Source organism: Pseudorhodobacter sp. W20_MBD10_FR17 (assembly GCF_052119765.1).
Taxonomy (GTDB): Bacteria; Pseudomonadota; Alphaproteobacteria; order Rhodobacterales; family Rhodobacteraceae; genus Pseudorhodobacter.
On sequence record NZ_JBGQOQ010000008.1, the window covers coordinates 14,825 to 33,357 of the forward strand.

The following is an 18,533-nucleotide window of genomic DNA, read 5'->3' on the forward strand; positions in this document are numbered from 1 at the left end:
CGGGCCATTCGGTGTGGCGGTTTTTACTCGGTCAAAGTCACGCGCACCTGATCGCCAGCCCAGCCATCGACCAAACAGCGGGCGCGGATCATCACGTATTCTGTGCCCGCAGGTATCTCGACCCCAGCCAAAGACCTTGTGAACGGCTGCTCATCCTCATGCGGGTGGGTCAAAAGCCGCAGGCCTAAGCGCTCACCCTCGGGCGACAAAACTTCCCACGCGTCGGCATAATGCTCCCACCCCGTATCGGGGTGGCGTAATGTCACCTCAAACTGCCATGCTTTGCCAGACCGCGTGGCGACGGCGTTTTCAATTGCGGGTGGGTCGGCGAAGGCGGGGCCGGCCATGAGGGCCAAAAGGGCAAGGATATATTTCATTCCTACACCCTGCCACACCCGCGCATGTGGGGGAAATCACGGGTGCGTGCGGTGGAGGATAACCGCCCGTGAGGTGCTGAAAAACTCGCGCCGCATCAGAACCGAAATGGTGATGATGACTGTAGCGAGTAGCCCCCAAGCCCCCAAAAGCCAGCCCAACGCCCCCAACGCGAAATAGATCGACCGCAGACCTTTGTTGAAACTGCGCGCGGCGGTGATGTTGATTTCGGCGGCATCGGCGGCGCGGGTATAGGCGTCGGGATGCTCGGTCTCATTCGGGACGGCCGCCATCATGATGGTGCAATAGCCAAACAACCGGTGCGCCCAGACGAATTTCAGCAAAGCATCGGCGACAAACAGCAGCACAAGGCCGACTTTCAGCTCCAAGACCACGCCTTGCGCGTCCAGCGTCAGATCGGCCGCCAGCATATCCAGGCGCTCTCGGTTGCCGATCACCGCGATGCCGCCGCCCAGCGTAATCATGCAGGCCGAGGCGAAAAACGCCGTGCCTTGGCGCAAACTATCGACCACCGTTGCATCAAAAATACGCGGTTGGCGGGTGACAAACTGTGCCATCCAATCGCGCCGGTATTGCATCATTAGCACAGTCACCGAGGGGCGCGCGGCGGGCGGATGCTCAACAATCCAGTCAATGAAAACAGCGCTGACAAGCAACAGCGCAACCGCCGCCAGATCCCAAGGGCTAAAAGCAGAAAGCATTTGGGGCATGATCATTTTTCTAGGCCTGTCTGTTGAAATGCGCGTAAGATCGGGCATAGCCTGAAACGGCCACTGCGTGAAAGGCATTCATTCGGGCCGGCAAAGGAATGCTTGATCGGTGGTCGTATTGGTTATATAAGTTTACCAGTTGCTTGGGCGGGAGGGGCTAGCCTATGGAAATGCCAAAGATTGATGCGGGTATCGTTGCGCGTAAACCGGCCATCGTGGCCGCGCTGCTAGAGGTGTTGCCAAAAGATGCCGTGATCTTTGATGAGGCCGAGGTGCGTGCTTATGAATGCGATGCGCTGACGGCCTATCGCTGCCCGCCACTGGTTGCAGTGCTGCCGCGTACAACGGCCGAGGTATCGGATGTGCTGCGGATTTGCCACCGGATGGGCGTGCCGGTTGTGCCGCGCGGATCGGGCACCTCGCTTGCCGGTGGTGCTTTGCCCACGGGCGATTGTGTAATTCTCGGCGTAGCGCGCATGAACGGCGTGATTGAGACCGATTACCCCAACCGCTTTATCCGCGTGCAATCAGGGCGGACCAACCTAAGCGTTACGGGGGCGGTTGAAAGTGACGGGTTTTTCTATGCGCCCGACCCGTCAAGCCAGCTCGCCTGCGCCATTGCGGGTAATATCGCCATGAACTCGGGCGGGGCGCATTGTTTGAAATATGGGGTGACGACGAACAATCTGCTGGGCGTGACCTTAGTACAGATGGATGGCACCGTGCTGGAAATCGGCGGCGCACATCTGGACCCTGCGGGGTTGGATTTACTAGGTGTGATTTGCGGGTCGGAGGGGCAGCTTGGCGTGGTGACCGAGGCCACCCTGCGGATTTTGGCGAAACCCGAAGGTGCGCGGCCTGTGCTGATGGGCTTTGATAGCAATGAGGTCGCAGGCGAATGCGTGTCGGACATCATCAAAGCCGGTATTCTGCCGGTCGCGATCGAGTTTATGGACCGCCCGTGTATTGAGGCAACCGAGGTCTTTGCCAAGGCGGGCTATCCGATGTGCGAGGCGCTGCTGATTGTCGAGGTTGAGGGATCAAAGGCCGAGATTGACGAGCAACTGGCGCTGATCATCGAGATCGCAAAGCGGCACAACCCTGTCGAGCTGCGTGAGGCGGCGGATGAAGACCAAGCCAAGCGCATTTGGTTGGGCCGCAAATCGGCCTTTGGCGCGATGGGGAATATCAACGATTACATGTGTTTGGATGGTACTATTCCAGTGTCATCCCTGCCTTATGTGCTGCGCCGGATTGGTGAGATGAGCAAGGAGTACGGGCTGGATGTGGCCAATGTGTTCCACGCAGGTGATGGCAACATGCACCCTCTGATCTTGTTTGATGCCAACAAGCCCGGCGATCTGGAGCTGTGCGAGGCGTTCGGTGCGGAGGTGCTGAAGCTGTGCGTCGAGGTGGGCGGCTGCCTGACCGGTGAGCACGGCGTGGGCATTGAAAAGCGTGATTTGATGAAGGTGCAATTTGCGGCGCAGGATATGGAGGCGCAATTGTGGGTGAAAGATGTGTTTGACCCGAAATGGTTGTTGAACCCTGCTAAGGTGTTTCCGTTGGATATTACCGCCAGCCGCCGCGCGGTTTGATGAGTGTCGCGTGTTTTCCACCCCCAGACCCAAGACAAAAGCTGGGGGGCTTTCTGCCCCCCAGACCCCCCGAGGATATTTTTGCCGAAAAGAAAGGGCAGAGGGTATGAAACCTGCCAATGAGTTGGAACTGGCCGAAGCGATCCGTGATGCGGCCCGTGATGTGGGGGGGGCGTTGCGGATTGTGGGCGGTGGGACTCGGGCGATTGGGCCTGCGCCTGCGGGCGTTGTTTTGGAAACGGCGGGCTTGTCGGGCATTTCATTGTATGAGCCGGGGGCTTTGACCATTGTGGCAGGGGCGGGGACGCCGCTTGCCGAGGTGGAGGCCGAGTTGGCGAAGGGCGGGCAGCGGTTGCCGTTTGAGGTGCCGGATTTGCGCAGGCTTTTGGGGCGTGAAGGTGTATCTACGATTGGTGGTGTGGTCGCTGCGAATGCCTCGGGGCCAAGGCGCATTCAGGCGGGGGCGTGTCGCGATAGCTTGATCGGGGTGCGGTTCGTCGATGGTGCTGGAACTGTTATAAAGAACGGCGGTCGGGTGATGAAAAACGTGACCGGCTATGATTTGGTTAAGCTGATGGCGGGCAGTCATGGCTGCTTGGGCGTGCTGAGCGAGGTGGCGTTTAAGGTGCTGCCGCGGCCCGAGGTGGAGGCGACGCTGATCTGTGACGTGCTGGACCCAGTGGCGGCGGTACGGGCCATGTCGCAAGCGCTGGGGTCGCCCTTTGAGGTGACGGGGGCGGCGTATGTTGGTGGCCAGGTTCGGCTGCGGATTGAAGGGATGGCAGGGTCGGTTGCCTACCGCATCGGTGCCTTGGCGAAGCTGCTGGGGGCAGGCTGGGACGTGGTTGAGGCAGGGCCGAGTGCCGCATTGTGGGTTGCAATTCGCGATGTACAGGCCTTTGCGGGCCAGCTGGGGGCCGTGTGGCGGATCTCGGTCAAACCATCGGATATGCCGCAGGTTTTGACGGGCTTGGGTACGGCACAAACGGTGTGCGATTGGGGCGGTGGCCTGATTTGGGCGCGGGTTGAGGAGCCCTTGGATGTGCGCGGCTTAATCGGGCAGATCGGCGGGCATGCCACATTGATGCGGGCAGATGCCGGATGTGCCACGGTTCCGGCCTTTCAGCCTGAGGCGCCAGCGATTGCCGCGTTGACTGCAGGCCTGCGGGCCAAATTTGACCCGAGGGGCATTTTGAACCCCGGTTTGATGGGATAGGCCATGACCAGTTTGTTAGTTCTTGGCCTGCCTTTGGTGATTTACCTGTCGCTGGCCGTTTTGCCCAAAGGGATGCCTGCCGCGATTGGCTTGGGCGTGGCGGGGGCGTTGATTGCAGCGGCTCATTTTGCGGCCCCAAATTTGGGCAACCTGTTGATGGTTGCGCTGGCGGGGGCAGGGCTGGCGGCCGTGGCGCAAGCCCTGCGGTGGTTGGCAGGACCGCGCCTTGCACCCGCCCACTATCTCGCCTTGCTTGGGGCGCTGCCCTTGGCAGCCCTCGCCGCGATCATGTTCAGCTTCGGAGCCTAAGATGCAAACCACATTCACCCCCGAGCAGCTGAAAGACCCAGCCACCGCGCGTGCCAACGAGATTTTGCGCACCTGCGTCCATTGCGGGTTTTGCACCGCGACCTGCCCGACCTACCAAGTGCTGGGGGATGAGCTGGACAGCCCGCGCGGCCGGATTTACCTGATCAAGGATATGCTGGAAAAGGGGCGGCCCGCCGATGCCAAGACGGTCAAGCATATCGACCGCTGCCTGTCGTGCCTTGCCTGTATGACGACCTGCCCAAGTGGTGTGCATTACATGCATCTGGTTGATAACGCACGTGAGTATATTGAGAAAACCTACAAGCGCCCGCTGATGGACCGATTGCTGCGCTGGACCCTGGCGCAGATTATCCCGCACCCGACACAGTTTCGGCTTGCGCTGCTGGGGGCGAAACTCGGACGGCCTTTTGCGTTCCTTATGCCCGATGCGCGGTTGCGGGCGATGCTGGAAATGGCACCGAAAACCATTCCCCCCGTTAGCCGCAATGACGACCCGCAAAGTTTCGCGCCACAAGGGGAACGCAAGTTTCGTGTGGCCCTGATGACCGGCTGCGCGCAAAAGGCGCTGAACACCGATATCAATGACGCGACTATCCGTATTTTGCGCCGTTTGGGGTGTGAGGTGGTTGTGGCACGCGGGATGGGCTGTTGCGGCGCGCTGACCCATCACATGGGCAAGGCCGATCAATCGCATGCCTCGGCGGCCGCCAATATCAATGCTTGGATGGCCGAGAAACGCGCGGGCGGCTTGGATGCAGTGGTCATCAATACCTCGGGCTGTGGCACGACGGTCAAGGATTACGGCCATATGTTTCGCAATGACCCCCTGGCGGCTGATGCGGTCGAAATATCAGGCATCACGATGGATATTTCTGAACTTCTGGTCAAAATTGGCCTGCCCGAAGGCGCGGATAAGGGCATCAAAGTCGCCTATCACGCCGCGTGCAGCCTGCAACATGGCCAGCAAATAAAGACCTATCCCAAAGACTTGCTGAAACGTGCAGGCTTTACTGTGCTTGAACCCGCCGACAGCCATCTGTGCTGCGGGTCGGCAGGCACCTATAACCTGCTGCAACCTGAAATCAGCCAACAGCTTAAGGCGCGCAAGGTCCAAACATTGGAGGCGAAAACCCCCGATATCATCGCCGCAGGCAATATCGGTTGCATGATGCAAATCGGGTCGGGTACGCAAATTCCCATTGTGCATACGGTGGAATTGCTGGATTGGGCGACAGGCGGGCCAAAGCCTGCTGCCTTGAATGGTTAACTGGCCGCCGTAGCAGACATAAATCTGCCGCAAAGCGCCCCTATCGCCATGGGTAAGATATTCGGAGGGGTTATGGCTGTTCATACTATCCTATCCCGCGCGGTTCTTTGCGTGATGATGGTTTTTGCGCAGCTTAGCGTGGTCAGTGCCCAGGAATCTGCGCTGCAACGTCTTGATACAGGTGATGAAATCCGTGGCTGGGATGCGGTGGGCCGCTTGAATATGGGCAAACGCAGCTTTTGTACCGGGGCGTTGATTGCGCCAAATCTGGTGCTGACGGCGGCGCATTGCCTGTTTGATTCCAAAACCGGCGTGCGCATAAACCCCAAAGATATTGAGTTTTTGGCCGGTTGGCGCAACGGTCGCGCGGCCGCTTATCGCGGCGTGAAACATGCTGTGGCACATCCGGAATATGTCTATGGCGGCGGCGACAAGCTGACCCGCGTGTCCTATGATCTAGCGCTGTTAGAATTGGATCAACCCATTCGCATGGTCTCGATCACCCCGTTTGAGACCGACCTGACCCCGCATAAAGGTGATGCTGTCGGCGTGGTATCCTATGCCAAAGACCGCTCGGAGGCGCCGAGCCTGCAAGAGGTGTGCCATGTTTTGAACCAAGAAGAGCGCCTGCTGGTTCTGTCTTGCAACGTTGATTTCGGCTCATCCGGCGCACCGATCTTTTCGATCCGCGATGGCGTGGCGCGGGTGGTTTCTGTCGTCTCGTCCAAGGCCGATTATGGTGGCGAGGCCGTGGCCCTTGGCACCAACCTGCAAGGCCCGCTACAAACACTAAAAGCCTCGCTTGAGGCCGAAAGCAGCCCGTTCCAAAAATCCGACCCGTCATTGCGTGCGATGGAGGCAGGCGCAGGCAGCACCGCAAAGTTTATAAAACCATGATCAAACGTCTTGCTCTGTTGCTCGGCCTTGCCGTGGCGCAGCCAGTGTTGAGCCAAACCGCAACCACCCTCGAGGCGCTGGGCCGCCGCGATCAGGTTTTGGGGTGGGAGGCCGTGGGCCGCATTGATATGGCAGGTGCTGCCTTTTGCACCGGTACGCTGATTGCCCCCGATCTGGTGCTGACGGCGGCGCATTGCCTTTTTGACAGCCGCACAAAACAGCCTTATGAGCCATCGCAGATCCAATTCCGCGCGGGTTTGCATGATGAGAAAATTATCGCCAGCGCTTGGGTGCGCCGCGCGGTCGCCCACCCAGATTACACCCCCTTTACCGCTATAAATACCGACAGTATTGCCCATGATGTCGCCTTGCTGGAACTGGCCGAGCCCATTCCCGCAGGCCGCGCTGCACCCTTTGCTGTGGCCACCCCCGGTGCCAATTCTGATATCAGCGTTGTGTCCTATGCCCGCGACCGTGCCGATACGCTGTCATGGCAACGCGCGTGCAGCATCAAGGGCCGGTCTGGCGCACTTTTGGCCTTTGATTGCGATGTTGATCACGGCTCCTCGGGGGCACCGGTGTTTGATCTGTCGAACGGCCGCGCCAAGATTGTGTCCATCATTTCCTCGGGCTACCGCGATGCGGAAGGGGCGGTGTCATATTGTATGCAATTGCCTGATCTGGTTTCCGATCTGAAAAACGCGCTGCGCACCGGCAAAGGCGTGGTTCTGGCCAAAGGCGATGCGCCGCGCGCCCAGATCCGCCGGATTGGCCTGAATGGTGGCGATAAAAACACGACCGGCGCGCGGTTTGTCAAGGCGCGGCAAACCTCGCCCTAGGCTCTTGAAACCTGTGCATTCCTTCCCCAAATCTAATCTACCGGGTGCCAAAATTGGGCCCGGTCAATCCCAATCGGCCCGTCCAGCGTACAGGAGGGCCGCCAACGCATCGCTTTACGGAGGATGATATGCGTAACTATGATTTTACCCCGCTTTACCGTGCCACGGTCGGTTTTGACCGCATTGCTGATATGATGGACAGGGCTTTGACCGCTGATGTCGCCCAGCCCAGCTATCCCCCCTATAATATTGAAAAAACCGATGAAAATACCTACCGTATTTCCATCGCCGTTGCAGGTTTTACCCCTGATGAGCTGTCGGTCGAGGTGAAAGAGGCTACGTTGGTTGTTTCCGCCCGCAAGGCGGATGACGCCAAGCCCGGCCAATACCTGCACCGTGGCATCGCCACCCGCGCGTTTGAACGCCGCTTTGCGCTGGCCGATCATATGCGCGTTACCGGCGCTGTACATGAGCATGGTATGCTGCACATCGCCTTGGTGCGCGAAATGCCCGAGGCGCTAAAGCCCCGCCGGATAGAGATTGCCCGCGCGCAGACTAAACCGACGCAGCCGCAAATCGGTACATCGAAGCCCGTAGAAACGGTTGAGGCCTAAAGCTATGTGCCTGCGCAGTTTTTTGGGCTGCGCAGGCACCTTACGCTTAATAATCGCGAATTTCCACAAGGCGCGGGCCTGACACAATAACCGCCGCAGCCAGTGCCACAGGGTGGGGCGCGATGCAAGAATAGGGCATACCACAGGCCGCCGCAAAGGCCTCTAGGCCCAAAGGCGAAGGTGTGCAGCCAATCACCTCGGTATTGGCCGCCCTCATCGCGCTTGCAATCTCGCCGTAGCCTGCGTTGTTCCAGACCAGATAGGTGATGTCCAAGCCCTCATCGACCGCCACCCGCAACTCGGCGGGTGAAAACTGTAGACCACCATCTCCGATCAGGCAAAACACCCGCGCCTCTGCCGCAAGGGCCGCCCCCACAGCCGCCCCCGGCGCAAAGCCTAGCGCGCCAAAACCGGTGGCGGCGTTAAAGTAGCCCCCCGCGCGGTCATGGTCATAGAGCAGATTGCCCGCATAGACAGGTTGCGTGCTGTCACCCACCACAATCGCCTCTGGCACGGCATCGCGCAACGCCTCTAGCATGGCGATTTGGTTGGGCATATCCGGCCCCAGATCTGCCACCTCGGCCCGCGCTGCGGCCATTGTGGCTGCTGCCCGTTCTGCACCATCCGAAACCCGCGCCGTCACTTGCGCCAACAGCACCGCACAGGCGGCACCTGCATCGGCCCGCAGTGTCACCGCGGCCGGGTGCCGCGCAAGTTGCAGCGGGCAAAGATCCACGCGGATCATTCCGGCCATATCAGGCAACCCGCCCCGCACATACATATCATAATCGGTCGGGCCAAATTCGGTGCCAATCGCCAAGACCTGATCGGCCGCCGCAATCAGCGCCCGCACCGCATCAAGGCTGGGGGAGGCCGCAACCGAGAGCGGCCCCGAGACCAAACCCCGCCCGTTGGTCGTTTGCACCACTGGCGCATCCAATGCCTTGGCCAACGCCGTTACAGCGGCCCCGGCATGGCGCGCCCCGCCGCCTGCCAAAATGACCACCCGTTTGGCGCGATTCAGCAATGCCGCCGCCGCTGCAACGCTGGCGGCCTCTGGCTGGGCGATGCAAACAGCCATCGGTGCGGCTGCCGCAACGGCCTCCATCCCCATCACATCCGTGGGCACCTCTATATGCACCGGGCCGGGGCGAGCGCCCAACATCGCGGCAAAGGCCATGTTCAAGCAGCGGTCAAGCACCTCGGGCGAGGTGACCTGAAAGCTGGGGCAAAGCGTACGCACCAGACCCGCCTGATCGGGCAATTCATGCAGCAAACCAAGCCCTTGGCCCAAACTGGCCCGCCGGTTCACGCCCGAAATCACCAGCATTGGCACTGAATCAGCCTTGGCCTGCGCCATTGCCGTCAGCGTATTCGTCAGCCCCGGCCCGGTGATGACAAAGGCCACACCCGGTTTGCCCGATACCCGTGCATAGCCATCGGCCATAAAACCCGCACCTTGTTCGTGGCGCGGGGTCACATGGCGAATGCCCGACCCCGATAGCCCCCGATACAGCTCAATCGTATGCACGCCGGGGATGCCGAACACCACATCAACGCCGCGCGCCCGCAACCCTTCGGTCAGGGCTTGTCCAACTGTTTTCATGGCTTGTACTCTGCTGCAAATGCCGCAATGCGGCGGCAGGCTTCTTCAATCACATCGTCGGGCTGAGTCAGGCTTAGCCGCAACCAACTGCGCAAGGCGGTGCCAAACGAGGCGCCCGGCATCACGGCCACGCCCGCGGTTTCCAGCAGGTCCAAGGCAAAGGCCTGCCCATCGGCCGCAACTGCGCCGACATCCACCAGCGCGAACATCCCCGCATCAGGGCGATGCACCCGCAGGCCCGCAACCCCGTCTAACCGGTCGCGCACCAGATCGGCGCGGCGGGCAAATCGCTGTGTCATACCGGCGGCAACGGGTGACCCATCGGCAATCGCCTGTGCAGTCATATCGGCGATAAAGGGTTGGTTGCCGAACAGCATGGTTTCCGATAGTGGCAGCAGGCGTTCCATAAATCCCACAGGCCCCACGCACCAACCCGACCGAAAGCCGGGGGCGGCATGGCTTTTGGAAATGGAGGACGCCACGATCACCCGTTCCGCCAGATCGGGCAGGTCTAAAGGCGAGGCAAAGGCCACGCCGTCAAACACCAAATCCTCATACACCTCATCACACAGGATCCAAAGGTCATGCGCTTTGGCCAGCGCGCCAATTTCGGCAAAATCCTGACGGGTCATAACAGCACCTGTCGGATTGTGCGGCGAATTCAAAAAGATAATACGGCTGGCAGGCGTTATGCGGTCGGCAATATCGGCGGCCCGCATCCGAAACCCTGCATTGGCCAGCAGCGGCACCGGCACCATTTTCGCCCCCGTGGCAGCGATTAGGCCTTCATAGGTGGCATACATCGGGTCGCCCAACAGCACCTCATCCCCAGGCCCAAGCAGGCCCATCAGTACGGCATAGAGCGTGGTCTGCGTACCGGGAAAGCACATGATCTGGCTTGGTAAAATCTCACGCCCGCGCCGCGCGGTGTAGCGTGCTGCCAAGGCGCGCAGCAGTCCCGGCTCTCCCCGACCATTGGAATAGCCGGTGCGCCCCGCAAGCATCGATTTCGACGCAATCGCCATCAGCTCGGGCGGGGTGGCGACATCTGGCTCGCCGATCGTCAACTCGATCACCTCACGCCCTGCGGCTTTCATCGTGCGCGCCTTTGCATGCACGGCCCATTTCGCGCCGCCAAGGCCTGCCAAGCGTTCGGTCACTGCTGCATATCTCATGCTATTTACCCTTTTCCGGCGTCTGAGTCGCCACGTCTAAAGTCGTCAAATCCAAACCCAAAATCGCGCCTACGGCATGCAGGCCAATCTGCTCCAACTCACCTTGCATAAAGGCATGGGGCAGGGCCGAGCCTTCCAGCCACAGCCCGTCAATCACCGCATTGCAGGCAATCGCATCGGCGCGCAATCGCGCCCCGTCCACGGCGCGCGGCAGGTCGGCAATCAGGCCCTGCAACAAGTCGCGATACTGCAAATAACCCGCCTCATGCGCCGCTTGCATTTCGGCATCTTGCCGCATCTGATGCAAAAAACCGGCCCAAAGCCCCATCGCGCGGCTGTCCACCACAGGCGGCCGTAAACTGGCCGCAACAAACAGCGCCAAGCGCGCCTCGGGGTGGTTGGGGGCAGATGCCAACACAGCAAGGCTTACCTCGGTCATGCCATCCATCACTTGGGCATAGGCGGCCCGCAACAACGCCTCTTTGGTTGCAAAATAGTGCCGGATTAGCCCCGGCGTAACACCCGCCCGCTCGGCAATTGCGCGCACCGTAGCCTTGGCAGGCCCCCCATCGGCGACCAAATCTATCGCCGCGGCAATCAGGGCAGCACGGCGCGCAGCCTCATCCTGGCGATTAAATTTGCGGCGATCTGGGGTCACTGGGTGGCTCACTTTGCTGTGATAGTAATTATACGCTTGCATAATTGCCTGTTGGCGGGCTTACTGCAATGAAGAAATGAAGATGGCGCGATGATTACCCAAACAGAGCAAACGCAATCCGATACACGGCCCGACGCAATCCATATCGAGGGGCTGCATAAATCCTTTGGCAAGCTTAAGGTGCTGAAGGGCGTTAACCTGACCGCGCGCCAAGGCGATGTGGTGGCAATTATCGGCGGCTCCGGCTCGGGTAAATCGACCATGCTGCGCTGTATCAACTTCCTTGAAACACCTACCTCCGGCCGCATTGTGATTGGCGGTGAAGAGGTTGTGCTGCGCCCCGATGGTCAGCCCGCCAACCGCAAACAAATCGAACATCTGCGCCAAAGTCTTGGCATGGTTTTTCAACAGTTCAATCTGTGGAGCCATAAAACCGTTCTGGAAAACCTGATTGAGGTGCCTGTCCATGTTTTAGGCACGCCCAAGGCTGAAGCGATCGAGCGCGCCAAAGCCTTGCTGGCCCGTGTTGGCCTTGCAGAAAAAGCCGATGTTTATCCGGCCTTTATGTCGGGCGGTCAGCAGCAACGTGCGGCCATTGCGCGGGCCTTGGCGATAGAACCCCGCGCCATGCTGTTTGACGAACCGACCTCGGCGCTTGACCCTGAATTGGTGGGCGAAGTGCTGGGCGTGATCCGCGATTTGGCCGCCGAAGGGCGTACGATGATTTTGGTCACGCATGAAATGAAATTCGCGCGCGAGGTCGCCAGCCACGTGATCTACCTGCACAACGGCGTAATTGAGGAAGAGGGGCCGCCCGAAACACTGTTCGGCAACCCGCAATCCGAACGCCTGCAACAGTTTCTACAAACCGTCGGTTAAGTACCGGCCTAAAATACCGGGAAAACCCGGAAAAAACGACCAACAAAAGGGAAGAAATATGAAAAATCTTATGCTTACCACGCTTGCCGTGATGACACTTGGCACTGCTGCTATGGCCGAAACCGTCAAGGTTGGCATCGCCTCGGAACCCTATCCACCGTTCTCATCGCCGGATGCTGCGGGCAACTGGACAGGCTGGGAAATCGATATGATCGGTGCTGTGTGCGCGGCGGCTGAACTGGACTGCGTGATCACGCCGGTGGCGTGGGATGGTATTATCCCGTCGCTGACCTCGGGACAGATCGATGCGATCATGGCCTCGATGTCGATCACCGCTGACCGTATGCAAACGATTGATTTTTCGAATAAATACTACAATACACCAACAGTGGTTATGACGGCCAAAGGCTCGGGTATCCTGCCCACCGACGAAGGGCTGAAAGGCAAAATTCTTGGCGTTCAGGTGTCGACGGTGCATCAGGATTATGCGCAAACCCATTTCAAAGATGCTGAAATCAAACTGTATCAAACGCAGGATGAGGCCAACCAAGACCTTGTTGCCGGCCGGATTGACGCGACCCAAGCCGATAGCATCGCGCTGGATGCTTTTCTGAAATCTGAGTCTGGCGGGTGCTGTGAAATCGTGGGCGCTGTGGCCGATGACAAAGACATCCTTGGTCTTGGTGTGGGCGTAGGTTTGCGCAAAGGCGATGAGGCTTTGAAAGAAAAGTTCAACGCAGGTATCGCGAAAATCATCGCGGATGGCACCTATGAAAAAGTGTCGGCGCCTTACTTTGCCTCGTCGATTTACGGCGGTTAAACCATGATGGAAACGCTCATCGACGCGTTTCCAACCCTGGGCCTGTTGGCGTGGGAGCCACCGGGCTGGGGTGCCAACCTTATGCGCGGTCTTGGAAATTCACTCCAGATCGCGCTTGGGGCCTATGCGCTTGGGCTGACAATCGGCACGGCAGGGGCCTTTGGCAAGCTGCACGGTGGGCCTGTGACCCGCGATTTGCTGGCGATTTATACGACCGTTGTGCGCGCTGTGCCGGAATTGGTGCTGATTTTGATTCTGTATTTCGCCGTGACCGACCTTGTGAACCAAGGCATGGTGGCGATGGGCTATGCGCGGGTGCAGGTGTCGGGCGTTGCGGCGGGGATTGCTGTTTTGGGCATTGTTCAGGGCGCCTATTCGGTAGAGGTGATCCGCGGTGCGATTTTGGCCGTACCCGCTGGGCAGCTAGAGGCCGCACGCGCGATGGGGATGCCGCCTTTGAAAACGGCGTGGCGCATCACGTTGCCTTTGATGCTGTCAAACGCCATTCCAGGGCTGGCCAATCTGTGGCTGATTGCAACCAAAGATACCGCGTTGCTGGCTATTGTGGGTTTTGCCGAGCTGACATTGCAAACGCGGCAAGCTGCGTCTTCGACCAAAGCATTCTTGACATTTTTCCTGGCGGCGGGGGCTCTGTATCTGCTGGTCACCCTGATTTCGGGCATTGTCTTTGGCCGGATTGAAAAATGGGCGCGGCGCGGCCAACGCAACCACGGGACAGGGCAATGACCGAGATGGAACAGCCCAAGTTTTGGCAAACGCACCGGATTGTTTTGGCGATGATCGGGGCCGCGCTTGCGCTGCTGTGCGTGGTGTTTTTGCGCTGGGATTGGTTGCCAAAATACCTGCCACTGATCGGCGAGGGCATTTGGCGCACGCTGTGGTTACTGGCTGTAACCACCTTTTTTGGGTTCTTGCTGGCGATTCCTCTCGGCCTCGCCCAAGCGGTTGGCCCGTGGTACCTCGCCACGCCCGCCCGCGTCTTTTGTACCGTTATTCGCGGAACACCGCTGCTGTTGCAACTTTGGCTTTTGTACTATGGTCTTGGGTCCTTGTTTCCGCAGTTTCCGGCGATCCGCCAATCCGAGCTGTGGCCCTATCTGCGCCAAGCTTGGCCTTATGCGGTATTTGCGCTGACCATCAGCTTTGCCGGATATGAGGGCGAGGTGATGCGCGGCGCGTTCAAAGGGGTGGCCAGTGGCCAGTTAGAGGCGGCCCGTGCTATGGGCATGCCGCGCCTGACCATCCTGCGGCGCATTTGGCTGCCGCTGGCAATTCAGCGTGCGCTGCCAACCTTGGGCGGGGAAACCGTGTTGCAGCTAAAGGCGACACCGCTGGTGGCGACGATTACGGTGGTTGATATCTATGCGGTGGCCAGCCGGGTGCGGCAAGATACGTTTATCGTTTATGAGCCACTGTTGCTGCTGGCCGTGGTTTATATGGTCATTACGGGGCTTATTGTTTTGGCCTTTCGCTGGTTTGAAAACCGTGTGCCATCGCGGGTGGCCTAATCCGGCGGAGCGCGCAGGCGCGCAAGCCATTTGTTGGCCCTTCGGGCGTTGGGGGCGCTGCCCCCAATAGAGTTTGGCCATGCGCCAAACTCTGCCCCCCGGGATATTTTTGCCAAAGAGAATGAAAGCCTAGCTTTGGTTTGGGAGCGACTTGCTGAGGAAGGTCAGCAAGCGGCAATTGACACAAAAATTGGGCGGAGTTTCGATTTTGTCGGGTTTCGCGATCAGGAAGGTTTCGCAGCGTGTGGGGGCGGCACAGTTTTTGCAGTTTTTGGCCATTTTCTCGGCAACATCTTCGGGCAATTGGCCTTTGGCGACGATTTCATCCAGCGGTAGACCCAGCTTATGGGCGAGTTTATGCAAAACTCGGTCCGTTGTTTCAGTGCCCATTTCAAACCCCTTTGCTGCGGTATGGGGATTGTCGCAATTCCGGGTTAAGGGATGGTTAGGGCGCGAGGCCTTGTGGCAAATAAGTCAAAGCCGCGCGACATCTTTGTGAATTATCACATCGGTTTGTGGATAGGCCAGCAAAATGGTGCGGCGTAGGCCTGCGCCGATATCATGCGCCTCTCGCAGCGTTAGGGTGCCGTCCAACTCGATGTGCAAATGGACGAAAACCTTGCTGCCTGCCATGCGGGTTTTCAGATCGTGGAAGCCGTGAACGCCCGGCCATTCGCGTGCCAGCGTGGCGATGCCTTCAATTACCTCTGGGTCGGCGGCGCGGTCCATCAACGCATCCCATGCGCCTTTGCCGATTTTCAGCGCCCCGATCGCCAGCATCCCCGCCGCAGCCAGCGCCATGATACTGTCAATCTGGATCAAGCCAAAGCGGCTGGAGGCCCAGAGCGAGGCAATCGCGCCGAGGTTGGGCAAAAGGTCGCCCAGATAATGCAGCCGGTCGGCCTTGACCACCTTGTTGCCGGTCAATCGCGCCACGCGGCTTTGCCAGCCAATCAGCGCCAGCGTCAGCAGGATTGACAGCACCATTGCCACAATGCCCGATCCTTCGGCCATCAGCCGTTCAGGCCGGGCCGTGATGAGGCGGGCAACGGCTGCCCAAGTGATCACGCCTGACGAGATGAGGATGAACAGCGATTGCCCAAGTGCAGCAAGGTCTTCGGCAGAGTTATGGCCGAAAACATGGTCTTCATCCGGTGGGCGGGCAGCGTAAAATATCGCCGCCATCGCGCCAAGGCTAACCATCAAATCCATCGCACTATCGGCCAAAGATGCCGCGACCGACAGCGCGCCTGTTTCCCCCAGCGCCCATAGTTTGACCACCACCAGCAGCCCCGCAACCAGAACCGAGGCCAGCCCCGCCGAAAGGTTTAGACGCGTCGTTTCTTGCATTCTGTACCTTTCCCGGACTGTCGCCCAGACCTGTTGCAAAGCGTGAGCTGGGGGGTTATTCGAAAGTCTCCTCGGGGTCTACCCCCCAGAATCCGCTTTTTGGTGCCCAACCTTTTTCGCCGCCGATGCTGAGCCAACACCAATCGATGGAGCATTCCTGCACCCGCCCGATGACGCCCGCCTCGGCCCGCAGCACCACGATGCCATCGGGCAGGGGGGTGGCGCGCAGATCCAGCATAGGGGCGGTGACCAGAATGCTCCGCGTGCCCGACAACAAGGAATAGTGGACCCAACCGCCTGCGCCTTCGGAATCCTCTATCCGCCGCCAGTTTTCATATTCGGCGGTCACCCGCAGCGGCATGCCGGCGCGGCTGAACACCCAATCAATACGGTGTGTCAGCCCCGGCCCGCGCCGCGCATTCCCCTCATTGGTTTTTAGCGATACATAGCGCGGTAGCGGCAGATTGGTCACCGATCCCCGCGGCTCATCGCCCGTATCATCGGCGGGTTTGTCTTGTGCACCCGCTGCCCCTGCCAATATCGCGACCAGCCCCAAGGCCATCGCCGCCGTTCTTACCATGGAAACCCGCATAAACCTGTCCGCCCGTCTTGTCCGGCGCGCGGCAAACTGCCGCGCTCAGCCGTCATTGTTGCCTATCCATCACGTTCGGGGGCTTGTACCTCGCCCCGCTTACCGTCACTTTGCCATTAATGGAGAAGATTTGAAAGTGAATCGGGGAGTTTTCATGCCTGCACCACGCCTTAGTGTTGTTGTGACACGCCGCCTGCCGGAAACGGTTGAAACGCGGATGAAGGAGCTGTTCGATGTGCAGCTGCGCGATCCTGATACCCGCATGAGCCGCGAAGAGCTGGCTGCGGCCATGCGCGGGGCCGACGTTCTGGTGCCCTGCGTGACCGACCAGATCGACGCAAACCTGCTGGCCCAAGCGGGCGATAAGCTTAAGTTGATCGCGAATTACGGTGCAGGGGTTGACCATATCGACGTGGCCACCGCCCGCCAACGCGGTATACTTGTGTCGAACACGCCGGGTGTGGTGACCGATGATACCGCCGATATGACGCTGGCGTTGATCCTGTCCGTCACACGCAAAATCCCTGAAGGGCTTGCTGAAATGCAGGCCGGTCAATGGCAAGGCTGGTCGCCGATGGCGCATCTGGGCGGGCGGATCGGCGGGCGGCGGTTGGGCATTTTGGGCATGGGCCGGATTGGTCAGGCCGTGGCGCGGCGTGCAGCGGCTTTTGGTATGCAGATCCACTATCACAACCGCAAACGCCTGCGTCCCGAAATCGAACAGGCGCTTGACGCAACCTATTGGGAAAGCCTTGACCAGATGGTTAGCCGGATGGATGTGATCTCGATCAACTGCCCGCACACGCCTTCGACCTTTCATTTGATGAATGCGCGGCGACTGAAACTGCTGAAGCCGACCTCGGTGATCGTCAACACCTCGCGCGGTGAGGTGATCGACGAAAACGCGCTGACGCGGGGCTTGCGGGCTGGCGAAATCGCAGGGGCTGGCCTTGACGTGTTTGAGCATGGGCATGAGGTGAACCCCCGTCTGCGCGAGCTGCCAAATGTGGTGCTGTTGCCGCATATGGGCTCGGCCACGGTTGAAGGCCGCGCCGAGATGGGTGAGAAAGTTATCATCAATATCAAGACCTTTGCCGATGGTCACCGCCCACCAGATCAGGTTGTTCCGGGGATGCTGTAAACCCCGCCGCGTTATCGCCCGCACTGCCGCGCTATTTGGCGCTGTGGTGCGGGCGCTCTGAAACGCCGTGATTGGAATGCCCCCACTGACGTGGTGGACCAAGCGATGGCTGGAAAACGAAAGACGCCCCCCTTTTGGCAGATTGGGCAATCCACAATCGCATTTTGATGTAAATCAAAAAACATAGCCCTTTGATCAGCTTAGCTTGCCGCCACAGCCGCTTTCTGACAAGGCACCCGGTTCTACCGCATATCCCTTACGCGGGTTCATGATGATCTTTTTCATCCCCGTAATACGCCGCATGCATGCATTCGAGGCGCCGCGCCCAGCACTTTGGCCACCAACGTAGATATCCAGCCAAGGCGCTCCATTCTTGCCGCGATGGCATCCTGTCAGGTGCGGTTGATTGCCATCGCCGCAGATATCCTCAACAATTGCATACCGCTTAAGTGCCGGAATGTAGAAGCGCGTGCCCGCCCGGAAGTCGAGTTGGGCCGAACCGTTCACAAGGCGATAGCCCACCGCGATGGTGATAGGATCCCCGTAGGTGCCGGTACCGCCGGCGCGACGATGAATGACGGGCCGTGCGATTGCGGCGGAACCGGGGGGCGTGTTGTCCCAAAAACTGTAGCCGGTAAGATAGGCTTGGAAGGATTGCTCCTGCTGGGCGACTGTGATGGCCTCTGGCGTTGAGGGTGCGGGGGGGAGGTGCGGTTTTTCTGTGGAGGCAAACCCAGAAGGCCCTCCAAAACCGACAGTTGCCATGCAGATAAACAGGCAGGCCGCGCCAAAGAGTTTGGTCATTCTGGTTCCTTCCCAATAGTGGCGCCGTGCAATCGGCGCCTACTTGGAAGGATTTGGCGAATATGGTTAATTACTCATTAAACGGTGACCCTCATAATTCGGAATGTTCGTG

General features: G+C 59.4%; 21 protein-coding genes. 12 read left to right on the forward strand and 9 right to left on the reverse strand.

Features of this window, described 5'->3' with window-relative positions:
* Window positions 1–23: 23 nt before the first annotated feature.
* Both ACEN2J_RS07115 and ACEN2J_RS07120 read right to left on the reverse strand, forming a co-directional pair.
* Window positions 24–377 (reverse strand): hypothetical protein, encoded by a 354-nt coding sequence (locus tag ACEN2J_RS07115; protein WP_442104464.1) that lies wholly within the window; start codon window positions 375–377, stop codon window positions 24–26.
* Between the two features lie 36 nt (window positions 378–413).
* Window positions 414–1,106, reverse strand: a complete 693-nt coding sequence (locus ACEN2J_RS07120) for a DUF599 domain-containing protein (protein WP_442104466.1) — start codon at window positions 1,104–1,106, stop codon at window positions 414–416.
* A gap of 164 nt (window positions 1,107–1,270) precedes the next feature.
* On the opposite strand from ACEN2J_RS07120, the gene ACEN2J_RS07125 reads away from it, so the two are divergent.
* From ACEN2J_RS07125 to ACEN2J_RS07155, 7 genes are all read left to right on the forward strand, one after another.
* The gene (locus ACEN2J_RS07125) at window positions 1,271–2,704 is read left to right on the forward strand and encodes an FAD-linked oxidase C-terminal domain-containing protein (RefSeq protein WP_442104468.1); all 1,434 of its coding nucleotides are present in this window, start codon (window positions 1,271–1,273) and stop codon (window positions 2,702–2,704) included.
* Between the two features lie 106 nt (window positions 2,705–2,810).
* Complete coding sequence (gene glcE, locus ACEN2J_RS07130; protein ID WP_442104470.1) at window positions 2,811–3,920, forward strand: glycolate oxidase subunit GlcE; 1,110 nt, start codon at window positions 2,811–2,813, stop codon at window positions 3,918–3,920.
* A gap of 3 nt (window positions 3,921–3,923) precedes the next feature.
* Window positions 3,924–4,229: a hypothetical protein gene (locus tag ACEN2J_RS07135; RefSeq protein WP_442104472.1), complete on the forward strand. Its 306-nt coding sequence runs from the start codon at window positions 3,924–3,926 to the stop codon at window positions 4,227–4,229.
* Window position 4,230: 1 nt separating this feature from the next.
* Complete coding sequence (gene glcF, locus ACEN2J_RS07140; RefSeq protein ID WP_442104474.1) at window positions 4,231–5,517, forward strand: glycolate oxidase subunit GlcF; 1,287 nt, start codon at window positions 4,231–4,233, stop codon at window positions 5,515–5,517.
* A gap of 114 nt (window positions 5,518–5,631) precedes the next feature.
* On the forward strand, window positions 5,632–6,414 hold the full coding sequence (locus tag ACEN2J_RS07145; protein WP_442104703.1) for a trypsin-like serine peptidase: 783 nt from the start codon (window positions 5,632–5,634) through the stop codon (window positions 6,412–6,414).
* Window positions 6,411–7,253: a trypsin-like serine peptidase gene (locus tag ACEN2J_RS07150; protein ID WP_442104475.1), complete on the forward strand. Its 843-nt coding sequence runs from the start codon at window positions 6,411–6,413 to the stop codon at window positions 7,251–7,253. The genes ACEN2J_RS07145 and ACEN2J_RS07150 overlap by 4 nt, the downstream gene beginning before the upstream one ends.
* Before the next feature lie 128 nt (window positions 7,254–7,381).
* Window positions 7,382–7,867 carry an Hsp20 family protein gene (locus ACEN2J_RS07155; RefSeq protein WP_442104477.1) on the forward strand — a complete coding sequence of 162 codons (486 nt, stop codon included), beginning with the start codon at window positions 7,382–7,384 and terminating at the stop codon, window positions 7,865–7,867.
* Between the two features lie 46 nt (window positions 7,868–7,913).
* On the opposite strand, the gene ACEN2J_RS07160 is transcribed toward ACEN2J_RS07155, so the two are convergent.
* From ACEN2J_RS07160 to ACEN2J_RS07170, 3 genes are read right to left on the reverse strand one after another with little or no spacing between them, the layout of a single operon-like run.
* A complete protein-coding gene (locus tag ACEN2J_RS07160) occupies window positions 7,914–9,473 on the reverse strand; it encodes a 5-guanidino-2-oxopentanoate decarboxylase (RefSeq protein ID WP_442104479.1) in 1,560 nt (519 codons plus the stop codon).
* Entirely contained in the window at window positions 9,470–10,648 is a 1,179-nt protein-coding gene (locus ACEN2J_RS07165) for a pyridoxal phosphate-dependent aminotransferase (protein ID WP_442104480.1), read from the reverse strand. Before ACEN2J_RS07165 ends, ACEN2J_RS07160 begins: the two co-directional genes overlap by 4 nt.
* A gap of 1 nt (window position 10,649) precedes the next feature.
* Window positions 10,650–11,306 carry a TetR/AcrR family transcriptional regulator gene (locus ACEN2J_RS07170; protein WP_442104482.1) on the reverse strand — a complete coding sequence of 219 codons (657 nt, stop codon included), beginning with the start codon at window positions 11,304–11,306 and terminating at the stop codon, window positions 10,650–10,652.
* A gap of 90 nt (window positions 11,307–11,396) precedes the next feature.
* Here ACEN2J_RS07170 and ACEN2J_RS07175 point away from each other — a divergent pair, with 90 nt between their 5' ends.
* From ACEN2J_RS07175 to ACEN2J_RS07190, 4 genes are read left to right on the forward strand one after another with little or no spacing between them, the layout of a single operon-like run.
* Window positions 11,397–12,185, forward strand: coding sequence for an ABC transporter ATP-binding protein (locus ACEN2J_RS07175; RefSeq protein ID WP_442104484.1), 789 nt, complete (start codon window positions 11,397–11,399; stop codon window positions 12,183–12,185).
* Window positions 12,186–12,243: 58 nt separating this feature from the next.
* A complete protein-coding gene (locus ACEN2J_RS07180) occupies window positions 12,244–13,005 on the forward strand; it encodes a transporter substrate-binding domain-containing protein (RefSeq protein WP_442104486.1) in 762 nt (253 codons plus the stop codon).
* 6 nt (window positions 13,006–13,011) lie between these two features.
* Entirely contained in the window at window positions 13,012–13,752 is a 741-nt protein-coding gene (locus ACEN2J_RS07185) for an ABC transporter permease (protein WP_442104705.1), read from the forward strand.
* Window positions 13,749–14,534 (forward strand): ABC transporter permease, encoded by a 786-nt coding sequence (locus ACEN2J_RS07190; protein WP_442104487.1) that lies wholly within the window; start codon window positions 13,749–13,751, stop codon window positions 14,532–14,534. The genes ACEN2J_RS07185 and ACEN2J_RS07190 overlap by 4 nt, the downstream gene beginning before the upstream one ends.
* 129 nt (window positions 14,535–14,663) lie before the next feature.
* Here the strand turns inward: ACEN2J_RS07190 and ACEN2J_RS07195 are convergent, their stop codons facing one another.
* The 3 genes from ACEN2J_RS07195 to ACEN2J_RS07205 all read right to left on the reverse strand — a co-directional run bounded on the left by ACEN2J_RS07195 (window position 14,664) and on the right by ACEN2J_RS07205 (window position 16,476).
* Window positions 14,664–14,924 carry a DUF6455 family protein gene (locus tag ACEN2J_RS07195; RefSeq protein ID WP_442104488.1) on the reverse strand — a complete coding sequence of 87 codons (261 nt, stop codon included), beginning with the start codon at window positions 14,922–14,924 and terminating at the stop codon, window positions 14,664–14,666.
* A gap of 84 nt (window positions 14,925–15,008) precedes the next feature.
* Window positions 15,009–15,884 (reverse strand): cation diffusion facilitator family transporter, encoded by an 876-nt coding sequence (locus ACEN2J_RS07200; RefSeq protein WP_442104490.1) that lies wholly within the window; start codon window positions 15,882–15,884, stop codon window positions 15,009–15,011.
* Window positions 15,885–15,939: 55 nt separating this feature from the next.
* Entirely contained in the window at window positions 15,940–16,476 is a 537-nt protein-coding gene (locus ACEN2J_RS07205; protein WP_442104491.1) for an SH3 domain-containing protein, read from the reverse strand.
* 154 nt (window positions 16,477–16,630) lie between these two features.
* Here ACEN2J_RS07205 and ACEN2J_RS07210 point away from each other — a divergent pair, with 154 nt between their 5' ends.
* Complete coding sequence (locus tag ACEN2J_RS07210; RefSeq protein WP_442104493.1) at window positions 16,631–17,617, forward strand: 2-hydroxyacid dehydrogenase; 987 nt, start codon at window positions 16,631–16,633, stop codon at window positions 17,615–17,617.
* Window positions 17,618–17,812: 195 nt separating this feature from the next.
* On the opposite strand, the gene ACEN2J_RS07215 is transcribed toward ACEN2J_RS07210, so the two are convergent.
* Window positions 17,813–18,421 (reverse strand): hypothetical protein, encoded by a 609-nt coding sequence (locus tag ACEN2J_RS07215; RefSeq protein ID WP_442104495.1) that lies wholly within the window; start codon window positions 18,419–18,421, stop codon window positions 17,813–17,815.
* Window positions 18,422–18,533 lie beyond the last annotated feature (112 nt).